21 protein-coding genes are annotated in these 24,245 nt (G+C 69.3%); 7 read left to right on the top strand and 14 right to left on the bottom strand.

Annotated elements, in window-relative coordinates; all coding sequences use genetic code 11:
- Nucleotides 1-5 precede the first annotated feature (5 nt).
- The gene (locus KRR26_RS09140; RefSeq protein WP_120207523.1) at nt 6-506 is read left to right on the top strand and encodes a YbhB/YbcL family Raf kinase inhibitor-like protein; all 501 of its coding nucleotides are present in this window, start codon (nt 6-8) and stop codon (nt 504-506) included.
- A gap of 21 nt (nt 507-527) precedes the next feature.
- Here KRR26_RS09140 and KRR26_RS09135 read toward each other — a convergent pair whose 3' ends face one another.
- The 7 genes from KRR26_RS09135 to KRR26_RS09105 all read right to left on the bottom strand — a co-directional run bounded on the left by KRR26_RS09135 (nt 528) and on the right by KRR26_RS09105 (nt 8,256).
- Nucleotides 528-1,106: a hypothetical protein gene (locus KRR26_RS09135; protein WP_120207521.1), complete on the bottom strand. Its 579-nt coding sequence runs from the start codon at nt 1,104-1,106 to the stop codon at nt 528-530.
- Between the two features lie 15 nt (nt 1,107-1,121).
- Nucleotides 1,122-1,952, bottom strand: coding sequence for a DUF692 domain-containing protein (locus tag KRR26_RS09130; RefSeq protein ID WP_217079625.1), 831 nt, complete (start codon nt 1,950-1,952; stop codon nt 1,122-1,124).
- 10 nt (nt 1,953-1,962) lie between these two features.
- Nucleotides 1,963-2,802, bottom strand: a complete 840-nt coding sequence (locus KRR26_RS09125) for a class I SAM-dependent methyltransferase (protein ID WP_217079624.1) — start codon at nt 2,800-2,802, stop codon at nt 1,963-1,965.
- A gap of 11 nt (nt 2,803-2,813) precedes the next feature.
- The gene (locus KRR26_RS09120; protein ID WP_120207516.1) at nt 2,814-4,946 is read right to left on the bottom strand and encodes a carbohydrate binding family 9 domain-containing protein; all 2,133 of its coding nucleotides are present in this window, start codon (nt 4,944-4,946) and stop codon (nt 2,814-2,816) included.
- Entirely contained in the window at nt 4,943-6,244 is a 1,302-nt protein-coding gene (locus tag KRR26_RS09115; RefSeq protein WP_120207514.1) for an MFS transporter, read from the bottom strand. Before KRR26_RS09115 ends, KRR26_RS09120 begins: the two co-directional genes overlap by 4 nt.
- Nucleotides 6,241-6,840 carry a hypothetical protein gene (locus tag KRR26_RS09110; RefSeq protein ID WP_217079623.1) on the bottom strand — a complete coding sequence of 200 codons (600 nt, stop codon included), beginning with the start codon at nt 6,838-6,840 and terminating at the stop codon, nt 6,241-6,243. Before KRR26_RS09110 ends, KRR26_RS09115 begins: the two co-directional genes overlap by 4 nt.
- Nucleotides 6,841-7,977: 1,137 nt before the next feature.
- Nucleotides 7,978-8,256: a PqqD family protein gene (locus tag KRR26_RS09105; protein WP_217079622.1), complete on the bottom strand. Its 279-nt coding sequence runs from the start codon at nt 8,254-8,256 to the stop codon at nt 7,978-7,980.
- A gap of 282 nt (nt 8,257-8,538) precedes the next feature.
- Between KRR26_RS09105 and KRR26_RS09100 the strand changes: the two genes are divergently transcribed.
- Nucleotides 8,539-11,151, top strand: a complete 2,613-nt coding sequence (locus KRR26_RS09100; protein ID WP_328707091.1) for a GAF domain-containing protein — start codon at nt 8,539-8,541, stop codon at nt 11,149-11,151.
- A 494-nt stretch (nt 11,152-11,645) separates the two neighbouring features.
- A complete protein-coding gene (locus KRR26_RS09095) occupies nt 11,646-12,611 on the top strand; it encodes an aerolysin family beta-barrel pore-forming toxin (protein ID WP_217079621.1) in 966 nt (321 codons plus the stop codon).
- A 143-nt stretch (nt 12,612-12,754) separates the two neighbouring features.
- On the opposite strand, the gene KRR26_RS09090 is transcribed toward KRR26_RS09095, so the two are convergent.
- Together KRR26_RS09090 and hemL are read right to left on the bottom strand one after the other, a co-directional pair.
- Nucleotides 12,755-14,452: a serine/threonine-protein kinase gene (locus KRR26_RS09090; protein WP_217079620.1), complete on the bottom strand. Its 1,698-nt coding sequence runs from the start codon at nt 14,450-14,452 to the stop codon at nt 12,755-12,757.
- Nucleotides 14,436-15,731, bottom strand: coding sequence for a glutamate-1-semialdehyde 2,1-aminomutase (gene hemL, locus KRR26_RS09085; RefSeq protein WP_120207694.1), 1,296 nt, complete (start codon nt 15,729-15,731; stop codon nt 14,436-14,438). The genes KRR26_RS09090 and hemL overlap by 17 nt, the downstream gene beginning before the upstream one ends.
- A gap of 250 nt (nt 15,732-15,981) precedes the next feature.
- Here hemL and gloA point away from each other — a divergent pair, with 250 nt between their 5' ends.
- The 3 genes from gloA to KRR26_RS09070 all read left to right on the top strand — a co-directional run bounded on the left by gloA (nt 15,982) and on the right by KRR26_RS09070 (nt 18,749).
- The gene (gene gloA, locus KRR26_RS09080) at nt 15,982-16,368 is read left to right on the top strand and encodes a lactoylglutathione lyase (protein ID WP_120207502.1); all 387 of its coding nucleotides are present in this window, start codon (nt 15,982-15,984) and stop codon (nt 16,366-16,368) included.
- A gap of 92 nt (nt 16,369-16,460) precedes the next feature.
- A complete protein-coding gene (gene mgtE, locus KRR26_RS09075) occupies nt 16,461-17,789 on the top strand; it encodes a magnesium transporter (protein ID WP_120207500.1) in 1,329 nt (442 codons plus the stop codon).
- Between the two features lie 36 nt (nt 17,790-17,825).
- Entirely contained in the window at nt 17,826-18,749 is a 924-nt protein-coding gene (locus KRR26_RS09070) for a DUF6929 family protein (protein WP_217079619.1), read from the top strand.
- 15 nt (nt 18,750-18,764) lie between these two features.
- On the opposite strand, the gene KRR26_RS09065 is transcribed toward KRR26_RS09070, so the two are convergent.
- The 5 genes from KRR26_RS09065 to KRR26_RS09045 all read right to left on the bottom strand — a co-directional run bounded on the left by KRR26_RS09065 (nt 18,765) and on the right by KRR26_RS09045 (nt 23,213).
- A complete protein-coding gene (locus KRR26_RS09065) occupies nt 18,765-19,514 on the bottom strand; it encodes an SDR family NAD(P)-dependent oxidoreductase (protein WP_217079618.1) in 750 nt (249 codons plus the stop codon).
- A 24-nt stretch (nt 19,515-19,538) separates the two neighbouring features.
- Nucleotides 19,539-20,444, bottom strand: coding sequence for a tetratricopeptide repeat protein (locus KRR26_RS09060; protein WP_233577183.1), 906 nt, complete (start codon nt 20,442-20,444; stop codon nt 19,539-19,541).
- Between the two features lie 334 nt (nt 20,445-20,778).
- Nucleotides 20,779-21,561 carry an alpha/beta fold hydrolase gene (locus tag KRR26_RS09055; protein WP_120207492.1) on the bottom strand — a complete coding sequence of 261 codons (783 nt, stop codon included), beginning with the start codon at nt 21,559-21,561 and terminating at the stop codon, nt 20,779-20,781.
- A 110-nt stretch (nt 21,562-21,671) separates the two neighbouring features.
- Entirely contained in the window at nt 21,672-22,046 is a 375-nt protein-coding gene (locus KRR26_RS09050; RefSeq protein WP_120207490.1) for a hypothetical protein, read from the bottom strand.
- A 15-nt stretch (nt 22,047-22,061) separates the two neighbouring features.
- Nucleotides 22,062-23,213: a vWA domain-containing protein gene (locus KRR26_RS09045; RefSeq protein ID WP_120207488.1), complete on the bottom strand. Its 1,152-nt coding sequence runs from the start codon at nt 23,211-23,213 to the stop codon at nt 22,062-22,064.
- A gap of 113 nt (nt 23,214-23,326) precedes the next feature.
- On the opposite strand from KRR26_RS09045, the gene KRR26_RS09040 reads away from it, so the two are divergent.
- On the top strand, nt 23,327-24,091 hold the full coding sequence (locus tag KRR26_RS09040; protein ID WP_217079617.1) for a Type 1 glutamine amidotransferase-like domain-containing protein: 765 nt from the start codon (nt 23,327-23,329) through the stop codon (nt 24,089-24,091).
- Nucleotides 24,092-24,245 lie beyond the last annotated feature (154 nt).

Raw genomic sequence — 24,245 nt, 5'->3', positions numbered from 1 at the left:
GTCGAATGCCCAAGCCGCTCGAGCTCACGTCCCCGCGATTCAAGAACGGCGGCCCCATCCCCATCGCCTACACGGGGGAGGGGGAGGACAAGGCGCCGCCCCTTCACTGGGAGAACCCGCCCGCTGGGACCCAGAGCCTGGCCCTCATCGTGGAGGACCCGGATGCCCCGGACCCGCAGAACCCGAAGATGACCTTCTGCCACTGGGTCCTCTACAACATCCCCCCGGGCGCCCAGGACCTGCCGGACGGCGCCAACCTGGACGTGCTCCCGGCCGGGGTGCGGCAGGGGCTCAACGACTTCCACCGCTCGGCCTACGGCGGGCCCATGCCGCCCGTCGGCAACCACCGCTATTTCTTCCGGCTGTACGCGCTGGACACCGTGCTCCCCGACCTGGGGCGGGCCACGCGCGCCGAGCTAAGGGAGGCCATGAACGGCCACGTGCTCGGCGAGGCCGAGCTGCTGGGCACCTATCAGAAGGTGCACCACCGCGGCGCCACGCACTGAGCGCGGCGACGGGCTCCGGGCCTACCCGCGCACCCACACGGCGGGCAGGCCCGGCACCTTCAGGTACTCCACGCGCGTGGGGCGCGGCGTCACCTCGGGCCAACCCGGGCGCGCCGCCAGCGCGGCCAGAATCTCCAGCACCGGGTAGGTGAAGGACTCCACCCGCGCGCCGCCTGTCATCGGCTCCAGGCCCCAGGCGAGCCCGAGCCGCAATCGCTCACATCGCGCCAGCTCCGCCCCATACGCGGGCAACCCATCGGGCCGCGCTTCGAGGTCACGGCAGAAGGTGATGGCCTCCTCGCGGTTGAGCAGCTCGGGCAACACCTCCGCCATGAAACGATGCAGCCGAGGCCCGAGCTCGGGACGCTTCGACACGTCCACCCACGGCAGCTGCTCGGTCACCCGCGCGCCGCGGTGGTAGTCCATCATCCGGCCCGCCCGGTCCACCATGGTCGCGTCCACGCGACCAAGCGCCTCGCGCTCCCGAGGCGTCAGCGCGTAGGCCGTGAGCGCGGCGCTCGCGTCCTGACTCCATGCCCGACGAAAGCGCGGATCCACGTGCAGCCGCGCCAGCACTTCCAATGACTGGGAATAGCTCATGGCGAGGAGGCTCCGTCAGGCTTTGCTCGCGCCATGGCGTTGCAAGATGGCGCGCGCCCGCGCCAGCTCCTCCACCAGGCGCACGAAGGGAGGAAAACCACTGTCCATCTCGAAGTTGACGCCGCGCACCGGGCAGCGCGGGACGACGTACTCCAGCAGCTGCCACACCTCCTCGGGCGAGGGAGCGGAGTGGCTGTCCAAGCGCAGGCCCTCGGCCGTCACGCCGCCGGCGAGGTGGATCTGCACCACGCGGTCCAATGGCAGACGGTCGAGGAAGCGATACGCGTCGTAGCCGTGGTTCACCGCGTTGCAATAGACGTTGTGCAAGTCCAACAGCAGGCCGCAGTCCGCGCCCTCCACCACGCGACGGATGAAGTCCGCCTCGTCCAGCGTGTCGAGGTCGGTGTGGAAGAGATAGGCGATGTTCTCCAGCACGAACGGCACGCCCAGGTCGGCGCGCACCGCGCGGGCGTTGCGCACGCACGTCTCCACCGCCTCGTCCGTCAGCGGCACGGGCGTGAGCGCGCGCAAGGGCAGAGGTCCCACGCGCGTGAAACACAGATGGTCCCCGTGCCACACGCTCTTCGTCCGCGAGACGATGCGACGCAAGCCATCCCGATAGCCCGGCGCGTCCACGCCGTCCGAGCCCACGCTCAACTCCAGGCTGTGGCCCACCAACGGATAGCGTTTGGCCAGGACGTCCAGGCGCCGCTCCGCGTCGTCCGTGAGCGGCAGGAAGTGCTCGGGCGTCACCTCCAGCCAGTCCACGCCCGGATTGCCTCGCGCGAGGTGAGGGTTCAGGTCCCAGCGATAGCTGAGACCCACGCCCAGATAGGGAAGCTCCATGGCGCGCTCCTCACGCCTTGCGGCGCGCCATGACCTGGAAGTGCTGCCCCAGCACCGCGAAGCCCTCGTGCGCCAGCCGCTCCTGGAGCGCGAGGATTTCGTCGCGCGCCGCCCACGCATCCCACGGCGTCCCGGGCGTGCCGCGCGCGGCGGCCATGGCCTGGAGCATGTCGAAGAACATGACGGGCTTGCCGAAAATCTCGTCCAGCTCCGCGCCCGCTTCGGCCACCACCTTCTCCAGCTCGCGCACCGTGAAGGCGTGCACCGGCAGGCCATAGGGACACGTGGTGCGGCCATCGAGCAGGGATTGAAATGCGTCAGCGGGCTTGCCCATCTTCAGCGTCCCGGAGAAGGCCTCGTAGCGGTTGTCCACGCCGAGCACCACCGGCGCGCCCGGCTTCGCCACGCGCACCAGCTCCCGCACCGCGCGGGGATGGGCGTCCAGGCAATACGAGACCGGGTCGCCCTCGCAGAAGACGAGGTCGAACGACGCGTCGGCGAAGTCGAGCGCCGCCACGTTGCCCTCCACGAAGGTGGCCCGCTCCAGCAGGCCCTTCGTGGAGAACTGCGCGCGCGCGCCGTCCAGCATCCCGGGCGAGATGTCCAGCACCGTGACGTGGTGCCCGGCCTCCGCGAAGCGCGTGCCGAACTTGCCGCCGCCCCCGCCCGCGTCCAGCACCCGCCAGGACCGGCCGTCCTTGGGCAGCAGCGCCTCCACGGGCTTCCAGGTCAGGTGCTCGTACGCCAGCCAGAACAGCTTGATGGCCACGTGGTTGGGCGCCGTCTGCTCATACTTGGGCGACACCTCGTCATAGCGGCTCTTGAGGGCCGTGGGGTTCGCGGAGCTCATGCGGGGGGTCCTCAGTAGTTGAAGGAAATCTTGGAAAGGATTCGCCGCTCCTGTGAGCCATTGAAGGGCTGATCCGTATAGACGAGGAAGATGTCGCTCCACTGGCGGTAGTGCCACCCCACCATCGCGTCCAGGAACGTGCCCTTGACGCTGTTGTAGTCCGCCAGCTCGAACACATCGCCCTTCTGGAACGTGACGCGCGCGTAGAGGTCCGGGCTGAAGTGGTAGCGAAGCTGCGCGTAGCCAGACCAGCTGTAGCCATCCCCCGAGGCGCCAAAGAGCTTGCTGCCCTCGGGCACGCCGAAGTTGCGCGTATAGAAGCCGCTGAACTTCGCGACGATGTGGGGCCCCAGCTTCAGGTTGAAGGCGCCGTTGAGGCCGCGAATCTCGCCGCCCAGGAAGCGCCCGCCAATCGCGGTCAGCGTGAAGCTCTGCCAGTCATGCGGGAACAGCGTGAAGCCCGCCGTGGCCAAGCGGTTCCGGAAGCCCTCGTTGTCGTCGTAGATGCCGTCGAAGTAGAGCGCGAAGTTGTGGTGCAGGTAGGGCTGCACGTTGAGCCGCTGGCGGTAGCGCGTGCGCGCGCCCTCGTGGTTGCGCCGCCACAGCGTGTCCCACGTCACGTCCAGCCGAGGCAGGAAGCGCCACTTGGGGAACGGGTTCAAGAACAGGTGCGAGTTCCAGCCCTGCTTGTCCACCACCGGCGTCCAGCCCAGCGGGTTCGCGTAGTTCTTCCCGATGTCCTCGAACTGGAGCCAGAACTCCGACAGCGTGTCGAAGCGGTGGAGGCCCACGTGGTAGGCGTCCGCGTCCACGTTGCCCAGCGGGCTCCAACTGCGCAGGGCCTCGGCCTGGATGAAGAACTCCTCGTAGATGTGAATGTTGGCGTCCATTCCCACCGTGGAGAAGTTCGAGTCGCCATACAGGCCGCCGCGTCCGCTGCGATTGAGCGCCACGAGCGCCAGCATGGAGCGCTTGCCCAGGTCCTGCTGCAGCCGCACCACGCCCGAGTTGACGTTCTCGTACACCTCCGAGCCATCCGGGGTGCGGCCGGACAGGTCTCGGTGCTGCACGTCGAGCAGCGCGAAGTTGAGGCCGCCCAGCTTGCCGGTGAGCTGCAGGCCCCCCCAGACGCGGTCATGCGGGCGCAGCGCGATGCGGCGCGAGGTGAACACGTTGATGGGCGCGATGAAGAGGTGCTCGCTCTCCAGGAAGAACTGGCGGCGCTCCGGCAAGAGGGGCTGCTCGGTGTCCAGCAAGAGAAAGCCCTGGTCCGCCTCCGCGTCGCTGAAGTCCGGGTTGGCCGTCAGCTTCATGGACAGCCAGGGCGCGGGGTCGATGCGCGCGTCCGCGCCCACGTTGGGCCGGAACACGCCGCGCCCGTCGTCCGTCTTCAACGCCACGGTGGCCGCGGCATACGGCGTGATGCTGAACACGCTGCGCGGGTTGATGCCTTGCAGGCCCTCCAGGTGGGGATAGCGGCTCACCTTCGCGCTGTTCACGCCATCGGGCGTCCAGTTGCTCCACTCCTGATTGCGCGACTGCTCGCGGTCCAGGAGCATGCCGAACGTCACCACGTCCTTCTTCGGGAACTGGAAGTTGGCGAAGGGGATGCGCAGCTCGGCGATCCACCCGTCCGAGACGACGGTGGACTTGGACTCCCACTCGCCCTTCCAGTTGGTGGAGAACGCCTCGCCGTCATCCACGATGCGCCCGTCGGTGCGAACACCGAGCGTGTTCGTCCAGAAGTAGTACGCGTTCCGGTGGTCCAGGAACGTGTCCAGGATGATGGTGATGTTGTCTTCCTGGTGGAGGAACCCCTCGTTCTGCACCGTGTAGCCGGTGATGCGGTCCGGCTGCGAGTCGATGCAGTGGAAGAGGAAGTAGAGGTTGTCCGCGTCGTAGAGGATGCGGACCTTGGTGTCATCGCGCGCGGGCTTTCCGTAGTCGATGCGGGTCAGGTGCCAGCCGGAAATCTCCGGCGCGGTCTGCCACGCGGGCTCGTCGCCCGTGCCGTCGATGGTGATGTGCTCGGTCGTCTTGGTCGCCTGGACCTGATAGGTCGAGTCGCCGAAGGCCGCGGCGGGCACGAGGAAGGACGCCAGCAGCGCGGCGCCCCGGAGACAGGCCTTGCTCCACGTTTTCATCCGGGCTCCGAAGTAGGAGTGAGGCTGAGCGCGGGCGTGGCGGGAGCGCCGCGAGGCTCCCTCACCCGTGCCACACAGACGAGGGCCCACAGGAAGGCCCCCGAGGACAGAAGGAACGCGGCGGAGATGCCCAGCCGCTGGGCGACGGCGCCGTAGGTGATGGGCGCGAGCACCTGCGCCAGGGCCGCGCCCGAGCCCAGCGCGCCCATGAAGCGCCCTCGCTCCGCGGCGCTGGGCACCTGCTCGACCACCAGCGCGGCCGCCGACGAGCGATGCAGCCCGTCCGGCACCGCCAACAACACCCAGGCGAACAACAGCGTGCTCAAGGCCAGCCGCGGCGGCATCCAGCCCGCCACGCCCAAGAGCGCGCTCGCCACCACCATGCCGCCCAACCCCACGGTGATGAGGCCCACGCGCCGCGGCAGGCGATCCGACAGCCGCCCGCCAAAGGGCTGCACGAAGGCGAAGACGAGCCACGAGGCGGCGACCAACGGCCCCACCGCCTCGCGCGGCGCGCCCAGCTCCACCACGTACAGCGGCATGTACGTGGGGAAGAGGCCCAGCGCGAAGGTGAAGAAGAACTGCCACAGGAACAGGCCCGCCAGATGCGGCTGCGCTCGCACGTACGAGAACGGCGCCACCAGTCCCTTCAGCGCCAGGCGCCAGCCGGCCTGCGAGGAGGACTCGGGGGGCGGCGTGACGGTCTCGCTCGAGTCGAGCGCCAGCAACACCAGGCTGCTGACCATGAACAGCGCGCCCGCGAGGAAGAAGGCGCCGCTGATGGACATCCAGCGGACCACGGCGGAGGACGCGAACAACGACGCGACGAAGAAGAGGTTCGACGTCGCGTCCAGCATCGCGAAGATGGTGGCGCGCTGCCGCGTGGGGGCGAAGTCCGCCACCATCGCGTTGGACACCGGCGCGGCGCTCCGGGCCAGCAGCATCTTGAGCACCATCACCGCGGCCAGCGGGCGGGCGTCATGGATGAGCGCCACCAGCGGCACCAGCAACGACGTGGCCAGCGACAGCCCCACCACGAAGGGCTTGCGCCCGTAGCGGTCCGACAGCGAGCCCAGCATGGGCTGGACGAAGATGGGCAGGAGCGAGCCCGCCGTGTACAGCGTGCCAATCTCCTGGAAGCTCAGCCCGCGCGAGCGCAGGTAGAGGCCCATCACGGGGTTGAGCAGGCCCGAGGCCAGCATCCCCACCAGGCCCGAGGCGAGCAGCACGCGCAGGTTTCCCAGGCCGCGCGTCAACCCATACATCTCGCGGATGGCCCGGACGCCTTGGCGGATCATGCGTCCTCCTTTCGAGGTGACAGCCCCAGCACTCGCGCCACCGCGTCGGTGAGCGTGGCCACCGGACGCACGTCCAACGCCGTGAAGGGCGCGGGGTCATGGCCGCTGCCCGCGGGCACGTACACCGGCACCGGCAGGGACGCGGCGAATCGCTGGCGCGCGTAGGCGTCCGCCACGCTCAGCTTTCCTTGCAGGTACTCACGAGGCGCCGGGGCCAGCTTCTCGCCGTGCTCGTCGAGCGCCACGCCCGTGGCCAGAAAAGGCGTGGGCAGCGGCTGCCCGCTGAGGAGCGCCACCCAGGCCACGAAGAGCGGCAGGGATGCACTGCGACCGTCCAGCGTCACGCCCTTGCCGCGCGGCGACACATGCAGGTCCGTCTCGTCCCAGGCCAGCACGTAGTGCCGCCGGCCGAGCGCTCCAAGGTGACGCACGTGCTGCTGCCACGTCGGCGTGAAGGCATTGTCGCGGGACAGGTCCACCCAGAGTCGGCCCTGGCCCTCTTTCACCGCCACGTCCACCGGGACAGTCCGGAAGAGCGTGCGGCCACCCAGGTCCGCCTGGGTGAAGAGCAACAACGAAGTGGATGTGGAAGGCACGGCGCGGACCAGGTCGGACGCAAGAGGAAACACAGCCGGGCGGAAGGGACCTGCCCTTCCGCCCGGCCATGGACGACTAGAGCCCCAGCCCGACCGTCCCGGACGGGACAGCCATGCCGCGACAACAGCGAAGCGGCACCGTGGCAACGGCAACGCGGGCACTCACGGATGGACGACGCATGCGATGTCTCCCGAAAGGTTTCGCGTGACTGGGGTGCCCCGGCTCACCGGTCCGCAAATGCAGACACTCGGGTGCGTTCGAAGGGGAGGAACCCCTCGAGGCTCCGCGTGAGCGAGGCGGGCGGGACTACTCCGCGCGCACCGAGACGTCGGTGGCCATGCCGGAGGAGCACGTGCACTTGTCGGCAGCGGCGGAGACGCGGACGATCTCAGACTGGATGTACATGGTGTTTTCCTTGGGAGTGGCGGGGATTACTCCGCCACCTCGACGGACACGACGACCATGCCGTTGGAGCAGGTGCACGTGTCGGCGGTGGCGGAGATGCGGACGATCTCAGACTGGATGTACATGGCGTTTTCCTGTGAAGCGGCGCGGACTACTGCGCCACCTGGTCGGTGGTGAGGATGACCATGCCGTTGGAGCAGGTGCACTTGTCGGCGGCGGCGGAAACGCGGGCGATCTCGGACTTGACGTACATGGTGAATCTCCTGTGTGCAGTTGCGGGTGGGACTACTGGGCCACGTTGATGACGTCGATCTTCACGGTCGCGTTCATGCCGTTGGAGCAGGTGCACTTGTCGGCGGCGGCGGACACGCGAGCGATCTCGGACTTGACGTACATGGTGAGTCTCCTGTGTGGAGTTGCGGGTGGGACTACTGGGCCACGTCGATGGTGTCGTTCCTCACCACCACGACCATGCCGTTGGAGCAGGTGCACTTGTCGGCAGCGGCGGACACGCGAGCGATCTCGGACTTGACGTACATGTTTGAGTCTCCTGGTTGAGGGTGAATGCCTGTCACGCCGAGACCCCATGTCCCAGGCAACAGGCAGCCATGTGTGTCTTCACACGCAATCAAAGACACACAGCTGTCGGGGCCCCTTTGGGCACGGCGCTGCCGTCCCCCACGCGCGACGCGGGGCCCCACGATGGAAAAGTCTCCGCCCCGGTCAGGTGCTCAGGGGGCGGGATGGGGCTCGCACAGCCCCAGCTCCTGAAACTGCTCGACGGTCCTCCGGACGTCCGCGAGGATCTCCGCCTCCTGGCCCGCGGCGTTCAGGCCGCTCGCGAGCGTTTGCACCGCGGCATCCAGTGAGACGCCGCTCTGGCACAGCCCGAAGATGCGGGCCGCCGTCTCGTTGACGCGGAAGACCTCGCCACCTTCGGTATCCATCAAGAAATAGGCATCATCTTGTTGCTGCACGATGACGCCGGGCGCCGCGGGAGGCAGGTTCAAAACGAAATCCCCCTCATGTGGGCGGCTTTCTCGCTGTGCTCAATTACCACTGAGACCCGATAAACCGCGCCTTGATGTGATTTCATTTTTAAAACCATTCCGTCACAAGTGTCAACACGCTGAACACTTTTCAAAAGTGCTGGAACGCAATGAGTTTCAAGACAGGGTGATGCAACAAAACGTGTCTGGTCGTGGCGCGGTGCGCGAGCGGATGTGCGGTGGTGGGCGGAGCCGCGCGGACTTCGTTCGCGCCGCGCGGCGGGTGATGCGATGGTTCGTTCCGTGACCCGTTCCGACGCCCAGAGCCCCTCCGCCCGAGTGAGAACCGAGGATGCGACGGCCTACCGGCTCCTCGACGCCATGCCCCTGGGCGTGGCGGTGTTGAGGGACTGCCAGGTCGTCTACCTCAATGCGTCATTGCTTGACCTCTTGGGTCGAGAGCGGGGCGAAGTGCTGGGGTGTCCGGCACTCTCGTTCTTGAGCAGACCCGACGCATCGGACGTCCGGAATTGGAACGGGTCCGGGGCGACGAAAAAGCCCCTGGACGCCTGGCTGCGCACCCCTCGCGGCGAGGTGCGGGTGGAGCTGACCTCCGTGGAGCACGGCGACGCGTGGCTCGTGCACGTGCGCGACGTCACCGCGCGAGTCCGCCGTCGCGAGCTGCTGGAGCAGTTGGCGGAGCTGGGCGCGGAGCTGCCCACGCGACGAAGCGAGGCCCAGGTGCTCGGGCGCATGTTCGAGGGGCTGGAGGCCATGTCCCTGGCGTTCGCCTGGGTCGTCCCGGGACAAGAGGGGCCGCTGCTGGAGCGAGGCTTCGCGCCCGGGAGCCCCGAGCCGTTGTCCGCTCGGCGGGGCGCGTGGACGCCCGGGCTCGAGCAGGCGTGGAGCGAGGGCTGCGTCTTCGTGGAGGACGCCACGCGGGAGGCGGCGCGGTTTCTCGGCGTGGGCGCGGAGGCGCTGCGCGCGGAGCCGCTCCCGGGCGTGGTGGCGCGCGTGGATCTGGAGGGCGCGCCGCGGGCGCTGCTGGCCGTGGCGGCGGTGGGGTTGCGTGAGGAGGACCGCGCGCCGGTGCGCCGCTTCGCCACGCAGGTCTCCGCCGCGCTGGATGCGGCGCTCACCATCACCCGCCTCAGCGCGCGCAACACGGCGTTGGCGGCGCTCAACCGGTTGGCTTCGGCGGCGGCGTCCGCGCCGCATCCGCGCGCGTTCTTCGGGCCCGGCACGGAGGAGATCGCCGGCCTGCTGGGCTGCGACGCGGTGACGCTGCTCCTGCCGGAAGAAGGACGGCTGGAGGCCCCCGAGTTCCTGGAGCTCATCCACGCGCACGGCTTCGCGCGAGAGGTGGTCGCTCGGCATCCGCGCACGCCGGTGACGGGCACCGTGAACGGCGTGGTGTTCCTCTCCGGCGAGGCGCGCGTGGTGGACGCGGAGGACTGCCCTCCCCCCACGCGCGAGGCGCTGCTCCAGCAAGGCTTTCAAACGCTGGCGGCCGTGCCCGTGCGCGTGCGCTCGCGCGTGGTGGGCACCCTCGGCGTGCTCTTCCGCGTCCGTCGACGACTCACCCCGCTGGAGTTGGAGACGCTCCAGGCCATGGGCAGCCACTTCGCGGCGGCGCTGGAGTCACACCGGCTGCTGGAGGAGGTGCGTGGGCGCGCGGAGGACCTGGCGCTGATGCACGAGGTGGGCAAGGCCCTGGCCGCCACGCTGGAGCCCGCCGCGCTGCTGTCCACGGGCGTCACCAGTCTGGCGCGCATCGTGGACACACCAGACGCCTACGTGATGTTGCCGGACGCCACGGGCGAGCGGCTCATCGTCCGCGCGGCGACGGGCGGACATCCGGCGATGGTCGGCCAGTCCATCCCCGTGGAGCCGCCGCCGCACTCCTTCACCGCGGAGGTGTTCCACACGCGTCAGCCGCTGCGCGTAGAGGACGCTCGGGAGGACCCGCGCGGACACGAGGAGCTGTTGCGTTTGTCGGAAGGGCTCGCGTTCCTCGTGCTGCCGCTGGCGGTACATGAGCGCATGGTGGGCGTGGCCATGGTGGTGGAGACGCGGCGGACGCGGCGATTCACGGCCGCGGAGGTCGAGCGGGCCGGCGCCATCGCCAGCCAGCTGTCGCTCGCGCTGGAGGGCGCGCGGCTGGTGGAGGACTTGAAGAAGAGCTACGCGGAGCTGGCGCGCGCGCAGGCGCAGCTCGTGCACCGCGAGCGGCTGGCCGCGCTGGGCGAGCTGTCCGCGGTGGTGGCCCATGAGGTCCGCAATCCCCTGGGCGCCATCTTCAACTCGGTGGCGACCATCCGACGCATCGTCGGGCCGGAGAGTCCGGCCACGCCGCTGGTGGACATCGTGGGAGAAGAGGCGGACCGCCTCAACCGCATCGTCGCGGACCTGCTCACCTTCGCGCGGCCCCCCTCGCCCCATCCCTATCCCGTGTCGGTGTCGCAGTTGCTGGAGGAGTCGGTGCGCGGCGCGCTCGCGGACCAGGGCGCGCCTCGCGACCTCGCGGTGCGCGTGGAGTGGAGCGTGGCGACGGACGTGCCGCCCGTGACGGTGGATGAGCGGCTCATGCGGCAGGCGTTCCTCAACCTCGCGCTCAATGCCGTGCAGGCCATGCCGCACGGGGGGACGCTGAGCGTGTCCGCGAGCCGCGCGTTCCTGGACCGAGACGGCGTGCAGGTGGACTTCACCGACACGGGCGTCGGCATCCCCGTGGATGTCCGCCCGCGCATCTTCGAGCCCTTCTTCACCACCAAGGCCCAGGGCACGGGCCTGGGCCTCGCGGTGGTCAAGCGCATCGTCGAGTCACACCTGGGGCAGCTCTCGCTGGTCTCCACCGGCGCGGAGGGCACCACCTTCCGTCTCTTCCTGCCGGTGGACGCGCCCGCGCCTGGATGACGGCGCCTCAACCACAGACATCGGCCGAGCCAGCAAAAACAAAACATCACATCAAGAATGAAGGAGACACTTCCGCGGCAACATCTCCTCTGTCGACAACGAACCAATGAACATCTCGAGATGACTCGTTGGATTGGAACGACAGAGCAGATTTCGCCAGTCGAACCCCTCCCAGCTCCCCGAAAATCCCGCTCGCACCGTCGTTTGAAACATCAGACAGCGGCCGTTCCACGGCGCTGCGTACCAAGTTGACGCAGTTGCGTTCCACGAGGACATATCCGTGGACCTGGCCTCGTGCCATTTCCGCTGAGCCCGCGCTCTCCTCGCACGCCTCACGAGGCGCGGTCCCGGGAATCCGTCTCAAATCCAACCACTGGCACATGTGTTGCTTGTTATCATTGCCGTCGCGACAACCCGGCGGTCCTGGCCGGCCCGCGGCGCACAAGGAAACAACATGCCCAGCGTCGACCATCGATTGTTCATCTTCGAAGGCCATGAGCAGGAACGGCGATTCATTGGCCCTCAGCGCCCATAACGGGAACGACTCCGTCACCGTCAAGGTGCTGAACTACGCCGACGACCTCCAGCTGCGGGAGCTGCGCTCCGCGCGCGACGGCTCCGCCTTCGCGATGGTCAACAAGAAGACGGGGAAGGCCCTCTCCCGAGCCTCGAACGAGCAGGGCGCCAGTCTGGTGATGAAGGGGGTGGATAAGATTGACACCGATGACCTCGCGGTGTGGGGCAACGAAGGGAGGGAGACTTACAATCCCATCTACTCCTACGCGGACAATGAACAGAAGATCAACATCCTGGGGAACGGGCCCTACGACCCAGGCCATCAAGTGGTCACCTGGGAGTGGAGTGGCGGTTCCGACAACGAAAAGTGGTGCCAGAAAACCGACGTGCGGAAGGTCACCGTCAAAAACATCAACTACAGCTTGAACAGCGCGCTCATCACGGAGCTCTCACCCAAGCTGGCCGCAACGCAGACGGCGACGAACACCACCGGGACGGACCAGGAGCAGAAGTTCACCTTCCGGTTCACCGAGGGCCACAGATACTCGTTCACGCACGAGACAGGGCTCACGGTCAGCAAGGAGATCGAATTCAAGCTGGAAATCCCCATGCTGGGGAACAGCCGAGTGACTTTCATGGCCGAGGGCACCTGGAAGTTCGGGCAGAAGCAGGAGAGCACCGATGAGCACGAGGTTTCCCACGAGCTCACGGTGAAGGTCCCCGCCCATACCTGCATCCAAGCCTCCGTGATGATGCTTCAGGCCAACGTGAACGTCCCCTACACGGCGGAGCTTGAATACGTCTACGCGGACAACAGCGTCCAGACGGTCACCACGACGGGCCACTTCAATGGCGTGAACACCACCTACAGCATCATCACCGATTACAAGCCCATCGGGACCCCCGTCCAGAACGTCACCCGCCGTCTGTTGCGTCGGATGTAGCCAGGGCATCTTCCGCGCGAAGGACGCTCTTCGCGCGGAGGGCAGTTCGGCTCCTCCATGCGCCACAGGTCGAACTGCTTGCGGGGATGCAGGGGGCAACGCTCCGTCAACCTGGGCTGGCCCCTCGTTCGAAGCGGTAGGCCTTACGCGCGGAAGAGCCACCCGAACAGCCACACCACGCCAAAGCCCAGCGCGCAGGCGGCGGTGAACAATGCAACCCAATGCCAGACAGGCCGCGCGCGGAATGGCTCGGCGGGAGTGGTCGCGTCCGCTCCCGAGATGGCGCGAACGAGCGCGAGCCGCTGCGCCACCTCCAGCGCGGACGACTCCAACGTCTGGGAGATGTCCACACCGAAGCCGACCTGTGTCTCGCGCGGACCGAGCGTGGCTCGCGGTCGCGCGGAGGCGCTCGCGGTGCGCGCGATGGCTCCCAGAATCTGGGAGGCCGCCAGGGCCTCGGTCGCATCGCCCACGGCTCCGCGCGCGTCGCCTCCGGCGCCACTGGCCCCGGAAGCCCCCGGCGCCTCGACTCCACCGCCGCGCATCGGCGGATGGCCGCGAGCATCGCCCACGGCTCCGCTCCTGGACGAAGCACCCTGCGCGTCAACACCACCGCGCATCCCCGGAGCATCGCGTCCGGCGCCGCTCGGCCCAGGCGAACGGGGCGCCACCGCGGTCTGCGTCACCTCCGCGTCATCGTCCGAGCCGAGACTGGCCTTGGCGGCGACCTGCGCGACCTCGTCCGCGGGAGCGAGGAACTCCTCGGGAGCCTCCAGGCCCGAGTGCTCGAAGGCGAGCGCCGTGGGCGGCGCGTGCACGGCGGGGAACTCCTGCTGCGTGCGCGATTGGGTCGCGTCCTCGCGCAACAACTCCGCGAGCACCTTCGTCTCCAATTGCTTCTCGCGCGGGAACGCGTCGCCCATCAGCCGGGCCAGGTCCGAGTCCCCCACGCCCGGAGCGAGCTTCGCCTTCAATTCACCCAGCGCCGCGCTCATGGCCGCCGCGTCGGGGAAGCGCTCGGAGGGCTCGGCGGCCAACGCGCGCAGCAGGAACACGTCCACGCTGCGGGGCAGCCCCGGCCGATGACGCCCCGCCGATTCCCACTGCGGATAGGCCGCGCGGCGCCAGCGCTCCGCCGGGTCTCCGCGCTGCGGCAGCGGCTTCCACGCGAACAACTCCCAGAGCAGCGCGCCCGCGGCATAGACATCCGCGCGCCGGTCCACGAAGCGCTTCCGCGCCTGCTCGGGCGCCATGTACGTCAGGTTTCCAATCACCACGCGCGGCGAGGTCTGCTGCTCCTTCAGCGTGGACTGCGCCGCGCCGAAGTCGATGATCTTCACCTCGCCCGCATAGCTCAGACAGACATTGGCGGGAGACAGGTCCCGATGCACCAGATGCAACGGATGACCTGTCTCATCCAGCGCGTCGTGCGCATACGCCAATCCCTCGCACAATCGCTGTCCCAGGTGCAGCAGCGCGCCCAGCGGCATCATCCGCCCGCGCTGACGCAGGCGATACGCCAGCCGGCTGAGCGTCTTGCCCTGCACGTACTCCATGGCGAGGTAGAGCTGCCCCTCGGCCTCGCCCATGGCGTACACCCGGGCGATGTTGGGATGCGCCAGCCGCACCACCACGCGCGCCTCGTCTCGGAAGCGCCCCACGAACTGCCGGTTCGCCACCAACCCCGGCAGGACCTTCTTCACCACGACGGCCCGGCCCAACGCCTCCTCGCGCGCGAGGAAGACCTCCCCCATGCCCCCGGCGCCAATGCGGCGCACGAGGGTGTAGGGGCCGAAGCGGACGGGCCCCGTCAGGGGCTCTGGCTCAACGGGCCTCGCCAAGCGCGCGGAACGCCTTGCGGGCCGCGGCGAGCACGTGCGCCACCTCCGGCTCGCCGATGGCCAGTGACACGAACGCCGCCTCGAACTGGCTGGGCGGCAGGTACACTCCCTCGTTGAGCATCGCGTGGAAGAAGCGCCCGAAGCGGGCCGTGTCCGCCTTCTTCGCGGACGCGTAGTCGAACACCGGCTCGCCCGTGAAGAACACGGTGAGCATGCTGCCCACGCGGTTCACGGTGACGGGCACGCCCGCCGCCTTCGCCTCGGCCACGAAGCCCTCCTCCAGCGCTCGGCTCACCTGCTCCAGCCGCGCGTAGATGCCCGGCGCCGCGAGCGCCTTCACGCACGCCATGCCCGCGGCCACCGCCACCGGGTTCCCGGACAGCGTGCCGGACTGGTACACCGGCCCCTCGGGCGCCACCTTCGACATGATGTCGCGCCGGCCGCCGTACGCGCCCAGCGGCATGCCGCCGCCCACCACCTTCGCCATCGTGGTCAGGTCCGGCGCCAGGCCATACAGCTCCTGCGCGCCACCGCGCGCCAGCCGGAAGCCCGTCATCACCTCATCCAGCACCAGCAGCACGCCGTGCTTGCGGCAGAGCGCCTGGAGCCCCTGGAGGTAGCCCGGCTTGGGAATCAGCACGCCCATGTTGCCCACCACCGGCTCGATGATGGCGCAGGCAATCTCGCTGCCCTTCTCCGCGAAGAGGCGCTCCACCGCGCCCAGGTCGTTGAACGGCGCGGTGAGCGTCAGCTTCGCCAGCGCCGAGGGCACGCCCGGCGAGTCCGGCAGGCCCAGCGTCTCCACGCCGCTGCCCGCCTTCACCAGGAACGGGTCGCCCGCGCCGTGGAAGCAGCCCTCGAACTTGAGGATGTAATCCCGGCCCGTGAAGCCGCGCGCCACGCGAATGGCCGCCACCGTCGCCTCGGTGCCGCTGGAGACCAGCCGCACCTTCTCCACCGCCGGCATGGTGGCGCAGAGCAGCTCGGCGAACTCCACCTCGTCCGAGCAGGGCGCGCCAAACGTGGTGCCCCGTTTGGCCGCCGCGATGAGGGCCTCCACGATGGGCGGGTAGGCGTGGCCGAGGATGAGCGGCCCCCAGCTCCCGACCAGGTCGACGTAGCGGTTGCCGTCCACGTCCGTGAGCCACGCGCCCGCGCCCTCCCGGAAGAAGACGGGGTCCCCTCCCACGCCACGAAAGGCGCGCACGGGGGAGTTCACGCCACCCGGGATGCGCACCTGCGCGCGGGTGAACAAGGCCTGGCTCTGAGCGTGGTTCATGGCGCGTTCCATAACACGCGAGCGGCCTCCACCTCGCGTCCGCTCCTCTCGCCAGCATGCCCGCCGCTTCTCACCGACGCAGGCCCAGGTGATGGACCCAGGCGGAAGGGCCGCCGAGGCACGCAAGCTTTACACGGTTCAGGACAGACGCGAGCACCGGACCGGGCCAGTGTCCGCTCGCCCGGGAATCCGCCGCTGGGGCAGCGCTGTTTCCTTCGCCAGGGAGGCTCGGCGTGGGTAATACCGGCGCATGCGAATCCTGCACACCATGCTCCGTGTCGGCGACCTCGAGAAGTCGCTCGACTTCTATACCCGCGTCGTCGGGATGAAGCTCCTGCGCCGCGAGGAGTTCCCCGACGGCAAGTTCACCCTGGCGTTCGTGGGCTTCGGCCCCGAGTCCACCCACACCGCGCTGGAGCTGACCTACAACTGGGGCACGTCCCGCTACGAGCTGGGCACCGCGTATGGCCATGTGGCCCTGGGCGTCAGTGACATCCATGCCACGGTCAAAGCCATCCGAGACGCGGGCGGCAAGGTGGTGCGCGAGCCGGGGCCCATGAAACATGGCACCACCGTCATTGCCTTCGTGGAGGACCCGGACGGCTACCGGGTCGAGCTCATCCAGCAAGGCACCTGAGGCCCAGAGCGGGCAGGCGGGCGGGAATCGTCACGAAGTCACCCGCCTTCCGCTCGCCGCGCTGCCCGCGCGGGTGTAGAGAGGCCGGCGTCATGGTGGAGAGCCCCCAGAGCCAGAACGCGTTGTCCATCGAAGAGCTCCACGAGGCCTGGCCGGTGCTGTCTCCCGACGAGCGCATCGAGGGCTTCCGCCTGCTGCCCCCCGCGGTGGCGGACGACTTCTTCCTCGACCTGTCCGCCCGAGACCAGGCGGACCTCATCCTCAGCCTGCCCCCGGGCGAGCGCCGCACCTGGGTGCGATTGCTCCCGCCGGACGACCTGGCGGACCTGGTGCAGGCGGTGGAGCCGGAGCAGGCGGAGGCCATCCTCTCGCAGCTCGACGACATGAGCCGCCGCGAGGTGAACGTCCTCCTGGCCTACGCGGAGGACGACGCCGGTGGCTTGATGAACCCGCGCTTCGCCCGGGTCCGTCCGGAGATGTCCATCGACGAGGCCATTGGCTATCTGCGCAAGCAGGCCCGCGAGAAGGTGGAGACGGTTTATTACGCCTACGCGCTGGACGCCGAGCAGCACGTGGTGGGCGTGTTGTCCTTGCGCCAGCTCTTCCAGGCCGCCCCGGACAAGAAGGTGGCGGACGTCATGCAGCGCGACGTGCGCGTGGTGGCGGAGAACACCGACCAGGAAGCGGTGAGCCGGCTCATCACCGAGCACGGCCTGATGGCGCTCCCGGTGGTGGACGAGCACAACCGGATGAAGGGCATCGTCACGGTGGATGACATCGTGGACGTGGTCCAGGAAGAGGCCACCGAGGACATCCAGAAGGTCGGCGGCATGGAGGCGCTCGACGCGCCCTACTTCGAGGTGGGCTTCTTCGCCATGCTGCGCAAGCGCGCTGGCTGGCTGATGGTGCTCTTCCTCGGCGAGATGCTCACCGCCACGGCGATGGGCTACTTCGAGCATGAGATTGCCCGCGCCGTGGTGTTGAGCTTGTTCATCCCGCTCATCATCAGCTCGGGCGGAAACTCGGGCAGTCAGGCCACCACCCTCATCATCCGCTCGCTGGCGCTGTCAGAGATGCGCTTGAAGGACTGGTGGCGCGTGGCGCGGCGCGAGCTGGGCACGGGCCTGGCCCTGGGCACCATCCTGGGCCTCGTGGGCCTCACGCGCGTCATGGTGTGGCAGACGCTGTTCAACAGCTACGGCGAGCACGCGCTGCTCGTGGCGTTCACCGTGGGCGCCTCGCTGGTGGGCGTGGTGATGTTCGGCACGCTGTCCGGCTCCATGCTGCCGTTCATCCTGCGCCGCGTGGGCTTCGACCCCGCGAGCGCGTCCGCGCCCTTCGTGGCCACGCTGGTGGACGTCACCGGCCTCATCATCTACTTCACCGTCGCGAGCCTCATCCTCCGCGGCACCCTGCTGTAGCGGCCCGCCCGCTCGCCTGGGGCGCGAAAGGCAATCATGATTCGCACCACCCGGCGGCGCACCCTCACCCTGGCCTCTCCCGAGTCACCCGGCCGCGCCGCGCACGTCTCCGCGGCCAGCGGGCTGGTGCGCGTGGGGAGCTGGCTGCACGTGGTGGCGGATGACTCGCTGTGCCTCGCGGTCTTCCCGCTGCACGGGGACTCGCCGGGCCAGTTGGCGCGGCTGTTCCCGGGCGAGTTGCCGGAGGCCCCCGGCCCACGCAAGGCGGCCAAGCCGGACCTGGAGGCGCTGTGCGCGCTGGGGCCGCTCTCCTTCGCGCCGCAGGGGGCGCTGCTCGCGCTGCCCTCGGGCTCCACGCCACGGCGGCGGCGCGGCGCGGTGGTGCCGCTGGCGGCGGATGGCTCGCTCGCGGGTGAACCGAGGACCGTGGACTGCACCGCGCTCTACGCGCAGTTGGAGCGCGAGTTCGGCGTGCTCAACATCGAGGGCGCGGCACTCGCGGGGCCCCGGCTGCGGCTGTTGAACCGGGGCAATGGCGAGGGCGGCGTGGACGCGCTGGTGGACCTGGACGCGGAGCGGCTCCACCGCGCGGTGGAGACCGGCGCGCTGGGCCCCGAGGTGGTGCGCACCACGCGCCGCTGGGAGCTGGGCCACGCAGGGGGCGTGCGGCTGTCCTTCACGGACGCCGCGCCGCTGCCGGATGGGCGCATGGTGTTCACCGCCGCGGCCGAGGACTCGCGAGACGCGGTGGCGGATGGCCGGGTGACGGGCTCCGCGGTGGGCCTGCTCGCGCCAGACGGAACGCCGCTGTTCCTGGATGGCGTGGACGTGCCCGTGAAGCTGGAGGGCGTGGACGCGCGCGTCGAGGGGGGCCGCATCCACCTGCTGCTGGTGGCGGACGCGGATGACCCGACGGTGGCCGCGCCGCTCCTGGAGGCGGTGCTGCCCGTGCCCGCGTGAGGCACGGGGAGCGCATCAGGGGCCGCGCTTGATCGGCAGCGGCCCGAACGACTGCGCCACAGGCATCACCGACAGCACGTTGACGTTGACGTGCGCCGGGCGCGTGGCCACCCAGTGCACCGCGTCCGCGATGTCCTCGGGCGTCAGCGGCTGCGTGTTGGCGTAGGGCGCGGCGGCGCGCGCGGCGTCCCCCTCGAAGCGCACCTGGGAGAACTCGGTGCCGCCCACCAGCCCTGGCTCGATGTCGGTGACGCGCACCGCGGTGCCATGCAGGTCCGCGCGCAGGTTGAGGCTGAACTGGCGCACGAAGGCCTTGGTGCCGCCGTACACGTTGCCGCCCGGGTAGGGGAACTCGGAGGCGATGGAGCCGATGTTGACGATGTGGCCCCGGTTGCGCGCCACCATGCCGCTCAGGAGCGCGTGCGTGCAGTACAGGAGCCCCTTCACGTTGGTGTCCACCATCACGTCCCAGTTCTCCACGCGCGAGGCCTGCGCGGGCTCCAAGCCCAGCGCGAGCCCGGCGTTGTTCACCAGGACATCCACCTCGGCGAAGTCCGCCGGCAGCGATTGCACGGCGCGCTCCACCGCCTCGCGGTCGCGCACGTCCATCGTCACCGGCAGCACCTGCGGGCCCAGCTCCGCGCGCAGCGCGTCCAGCCGGTCCGCACGGCGACCCGTGGCGATGACGCGCGCCCCGTCCTTCACGAAGCGCCGGACAATGGCCAAGCCAAAGCCCGCCGTGGCACCCGTTACCAAGACAATCATGTGGTCACTCCTCATCGTGCGGATCTAATCGCCGTGCTCGCGAGATGCTTCCTCAGCGGAGCCACCCATGGCCTCCAGCGAGGTGCGCGCGACCTTGGAGCGATCAAAGGCGGCTTCCTTGCCCAGCCCCTCGGGCGTGGTGTTCGCGAGCCGCCGCCGCGCCCGGGCAATGGAGTCCTGCACCATGGCCGGGTCCGGGTGCGTCTTCAGGGTCTCCACCCACAGCTCGATGGCCTTCTCGTACTCGTTGGAGTCCGCGCGCAGCTTGCCCATCTCATACAGGGCATAGGGCGCCAGCTCCGAGTCCGGGAAGCGGCTGCGCAGGTCCGCGAACGTGCGCGACGCCTCCTGGCGCTTGCCCTCCACCATGGACAGCGCCTGCGCCTCCAGGAACAGCGCGTCGTCCACGTAGGCGCTCGCGGCGAAGCGCTCCGTCAGCTTGCGCGCCTCCAGCTCGCACTGCGGATAGTCCGCCAGCTCGAAGTAGAGCTTGGCCACCTGGTACTGCAACTCCGCGCCCTGGGGCGGGTTGCGCTGGAGCGCGGCGGTGAGTTGATCAATGGCGCCGCGCAGGTCGCGGTAGTGCGCGCGCAAGAGCTCGGCCAGGATGATGCGGGCCTCGAGCGCCTCGGGAGACTCCGGGCACTGCTGCACCAGCTCCTTGTAGACGCCCACCGCCTCCTTCACCTTGCGCTGCTCCAGCCAGTACACGTCGGCGGCGCCCTTGAGCGCGCGGGCGCGCATCACCAGGGCCTCCGGCGAGTCGTCGCGGCGGAGCATGTCGAAGGCCTTGCGGTACTCCACCAGGGCCTCGTCGGGGCGCTTCTCGAAGACGGCGTCGTGGGCGCGCTGCATGTGGTCCACCGGCTTCTCCCGGCAACCCGTGGTGGCCAGGAGACAGACACTCAGCAGCGGAACCCATCGCCTCACTCGCAGGCCTCCGGAACGATTCGCACGCAGCGCGTCTCCTCGCAGCGCACACACTCGCGCTGTGGAGAGACATCCGACACACACAGCGAGACACGCGAGGTGCGGGGACAGTCCTCGGAGGTGACGCAGCGGTAGACGCCCCCGTCGGAACGGTCGATGTCTATCGGCGTGGAGCCGCAGACCTCCAGGTCATTGCATCCCAAGAGTCCACTCACACACACGACCGCGAGCGCTCCGAAACCAGCCCGTCTCACGTCGGCGGTTCTAGCCGGATTCAATGGCGGCGTCACGGAACCATGTGGCTGCCTGCCTGCTGTCCCCCTGATTCAGGGAATCACAGCGCGTGACGGCACTCGCCCAGGAAGCGCGTGAGCTCGTCGTGGAACCACTTGGGCGCGTCCAGCATCAGCCAATGGCTGGCGTGCGGCGCCAGGGAGCGCACCAGCTCGGGGTGCTGGGCCACGAGGGTGTCGGGCGTGGTGGTGGCGGCCAGCGCGTGCGTGGGGCCCATGAAACTCGCGAAGGCCTCGCCCGGGTCGTGGTGGAAGAGGGACTCGAGGTTGCCCGCGATGGCCTCGCGGCGCGACGTGCGCATCGCGCTCAACACCCGTGTGCGCGTGGTGTCCTTCGCGTTCACCAACAAGGGCAGCAGCCACTGCTCGCGGAACGCGCTGAAGTGCTCGACGGTGAAGTGACCGAGGAAGGCCGCCACCTCTGCGGCGGGCGTGGCGCGGAAGTCGCCCACCGCGTCCACGTAGAGCAGGCCCGCGAGTCGCTCGGGGTAGTAGGCCGCGAAGGCGCCCGCCACCGCGCCTCCGAAGCCGTGCCCCACGAGGACGAACTTCATGGGGAGCTGCGCGTCCGCGAAGGCGGCGATGTCCTCGACCGCGGCCTCGATGCCGAAGGGGCCGTGGCCTCCCGCGCTCTCACCCAGCCCGCGCAGGTCGAGCGCGGCGGTGCGCGTCTCCATGCCGTGCTGCGCCTCGGCCCAGTGCGTGCGGTCCGCGGCGAGGTCATGCACGAAGAGGACGGGGATGCCACCTTCCCCCTCCACGGTCGCCACCAGGCGTCCTGCGGGTCCCTGCACGGTCACCGTCGACGGCGCTTTGTGTTTCATGGGCTCGGCTCCTGGCCCCCCCGACTTCCGCGCCCGTGGGCGCTGGGCCTTGCCGCGCAGTCTGCCCTACTTCGCGAGCCCACCGCGCGCGAGCGCCGTGTCGCACCCCGTCAGGCGCCCGGTGTTCCGTCTGACTCCGAGCCCAGGAGCGCGGCGAGGAACAGCGCATACGTCAACTCGGCGACAGCGCGGCGCTCGCGGCGCGCCTGGGTGCGCAGCGCCTTGGGCAGCGAGCAGGGCCGCCCGTGCTCGCCGTCGCGCAGCTGCACATAGCCGCGCTCGGAGTAGCCCACCACCCGCCACCCTTGGACGACCAGCGCCTGGCTGAGGTCGTCCGTGAGCTGGTGATGCACCGCGCGCGCGAGGGGCACGGGACGGAAGCGCGCGTTGGACCAGCCCCCGTCCTCCTCGCGCCAGCCGCGCGCGCGCAGGTAGTGGACCTTGCGCGCGAGCGACAACCCTCCGACGTGGCGCTCCAGCTTCATGCGACTCCGAGCACGCTACTCCAGCGTGAGCTTCTGCCCGGCGGCCTGCTTGCGCACGGACTGGATGATGGCGGTGTCGAGCGTATCCGGACCCGCGCTCGCGGGGCGAACCGCTTGCTGCTCGGAGAGGTACTTCTCGCGCTCGCCCTTCAGCTTGACGATGCGCTCCTGGATGGCCTCGCGCTCCTTCGCCTTGGCGGCCACCACGGCCTTGCGCTCCTCCACCGACTTGCCCTGGAGCTCCGAAGGCAGCTCCTCGTCCTTGAGCGTGTCCAGCTTCACCGCGCCCGACTTGCTTCCATCCACCAAATCCCAGCTCGAATTGTCATACAGGCGGCTGGCCTTGGACACCGCGCGCGAGGCGGCGACGCTGGGGCTGGGCGCCGCGTTGGAGTCCTGCGCCACCTGACGCGCCTTGCCCTCGCGCCCGCCGGAGCCGTAGCCCAGGTAGGTCTGATTCAATTCGCCGCTCAGCCGCGCCAGCTCCGCGTCCTGGGGCGTGGTGGCCTGCGCCACGGCGCGGTTCTGGTCGATGTTGAGCGCCTGCCCCTGCGCGAGCGCCGCGGCGGCGGTCCACCCATCGCGCGCGCCCACCTCCGCGCCACCGCAGTGCACGGTGTTCACGATGATGCCGTGCTCCTTCGCGTTCGCGATGGCGGTGGCGAACGGGACGGGCCCTTGATTGAACGGCTCGTTGCCCGCGATGTAGATGAGCTTCAGGTCCTCGCGGGATTTGCTCCACGCCAGCTGCGTGGTGGCCTTCTGGATGACCTGTCCGCAGTACTCATCCCCTCCGTTGGTGCGCAGCGCGAAGAGCTTCTCGGAGACGCTGTCCAGGTCCGTGGTGAAGGGCAGCACCTGGCGCATGTAGCCGGCTTCCGCGGCCAGGTCGCTCTTGCCGTACTCGTAGAGGGCGATCTCCAGTCGGGCGAGCTGCTCTCCGCGCCGAGCCTTCTGGAACGTGTTCACCACGGTCCACATCTGCCGGCGCGCCTGGTCGATGAGGCCGTCCATGCTCCCGCTCGTGTCGAGCAGCAGGGCGATCTGCACGCGGGGCGCGGACGTCGCCTGATCCACCACGGCGGGCGGAGGCTTCACCGGAGTCCCCGCGAGCGCGACAGGAGGAAGAGCGAACAGGCCGAGGCCAAGGACAAAGGGCTTGAACATGGGGTTCTCCCGCGCGAGCGCGCGAGCGGCGCGAAGGGTGAGGCGCCGCCGGATTCCCCTGATACGAACCGGGTCGGCAAAAGGTCTATCCGTGCCAGGATGGCGGCCCTCCCATGTCCTCCATCGCCGCGCCGACGCCTCCTCCCCTCTTCCTCTTCGCGGACAGCGCCCTGCTCTTCTGGCGCGTGGAGGGACGCCCGTTCCTCGACTGCCTGCGCGTGCTCACCGGCGCCGAGCTTCGCGTCCCGCCGGTCCGCGCCGCGTACCTCGGCGCCTCCAACGGAGACGTGCCCGCCTTCTACGAGGTCTTCACCGCGGCCATGGAAGGCATTGGCATCACCCACTGCCGCGCCATCTCCGCGAGCCCCACGCCGCAAGACCTGGAGTGGCTGGCGAGCGCGGACATCATCCTCCTGGCAGGGGGCGACCCGCGCGTGGGCTGGGAGGCCTTTCGCGCCCACGGCGTGGACGCGCTGCTCCAGGAGCGGCATCGCGCCGGCGCGGTGTTGATCGGCGTCTCCGCGGGGGCCATGCAGTTGGGTCAGGGCCTCTGGGCCGAGCCCCTCCCCGTGGAAGGCGAGCCGCTCCCCGCGCTGGGCCTCGCGCCCTTCCTGGTGGGCGTCCACGAGGCCCCGGAGTGGCAGGGCTTGCGCCGCGCGCTCCAACAGGCCGGCTACCCACACCGCGCCCTGGGCATCCCCCTGGGCGGAGGACTCCTGGTCCACGCGGACGGGAGCATCGAGCCCATCCGCCACCCGGTCATCGACCTGGGGCTCGACCCCGAGGGCCGACTCCATGAGTCCCTGCTCTTGCCTCCCGTCAATTCCTACCAGGGAGAGCGGCCCGCGCCCTCCGAGGCCCCCAAGCTGCTGCAATGACTCACGGGGTCCGTGACACAACGGACACAATGACAGACATGCGACAGCGTCAATCCAGACCCTGGGTCTGCATTGACGGGCCTATTTTTTAAAGACTCAACGTTTCATCCGTCTCTTCTGACGGCCGGCCCCCAGCCCGTTCCTCTCGACGGTC

The organism is Citreicoccus inhibens, from assembly GCF_019039035.1.
GTDB lineage: Bacteria > Myxococcota > Myxococcia > Myxococcales > Myxococcaceae > Citreicoccus > Citreicoccus inhibens.
Note: the sequence above shows the minus strand (reverse complement) of the source record. Positions and strands in the feature narration are given on the sequence as shown.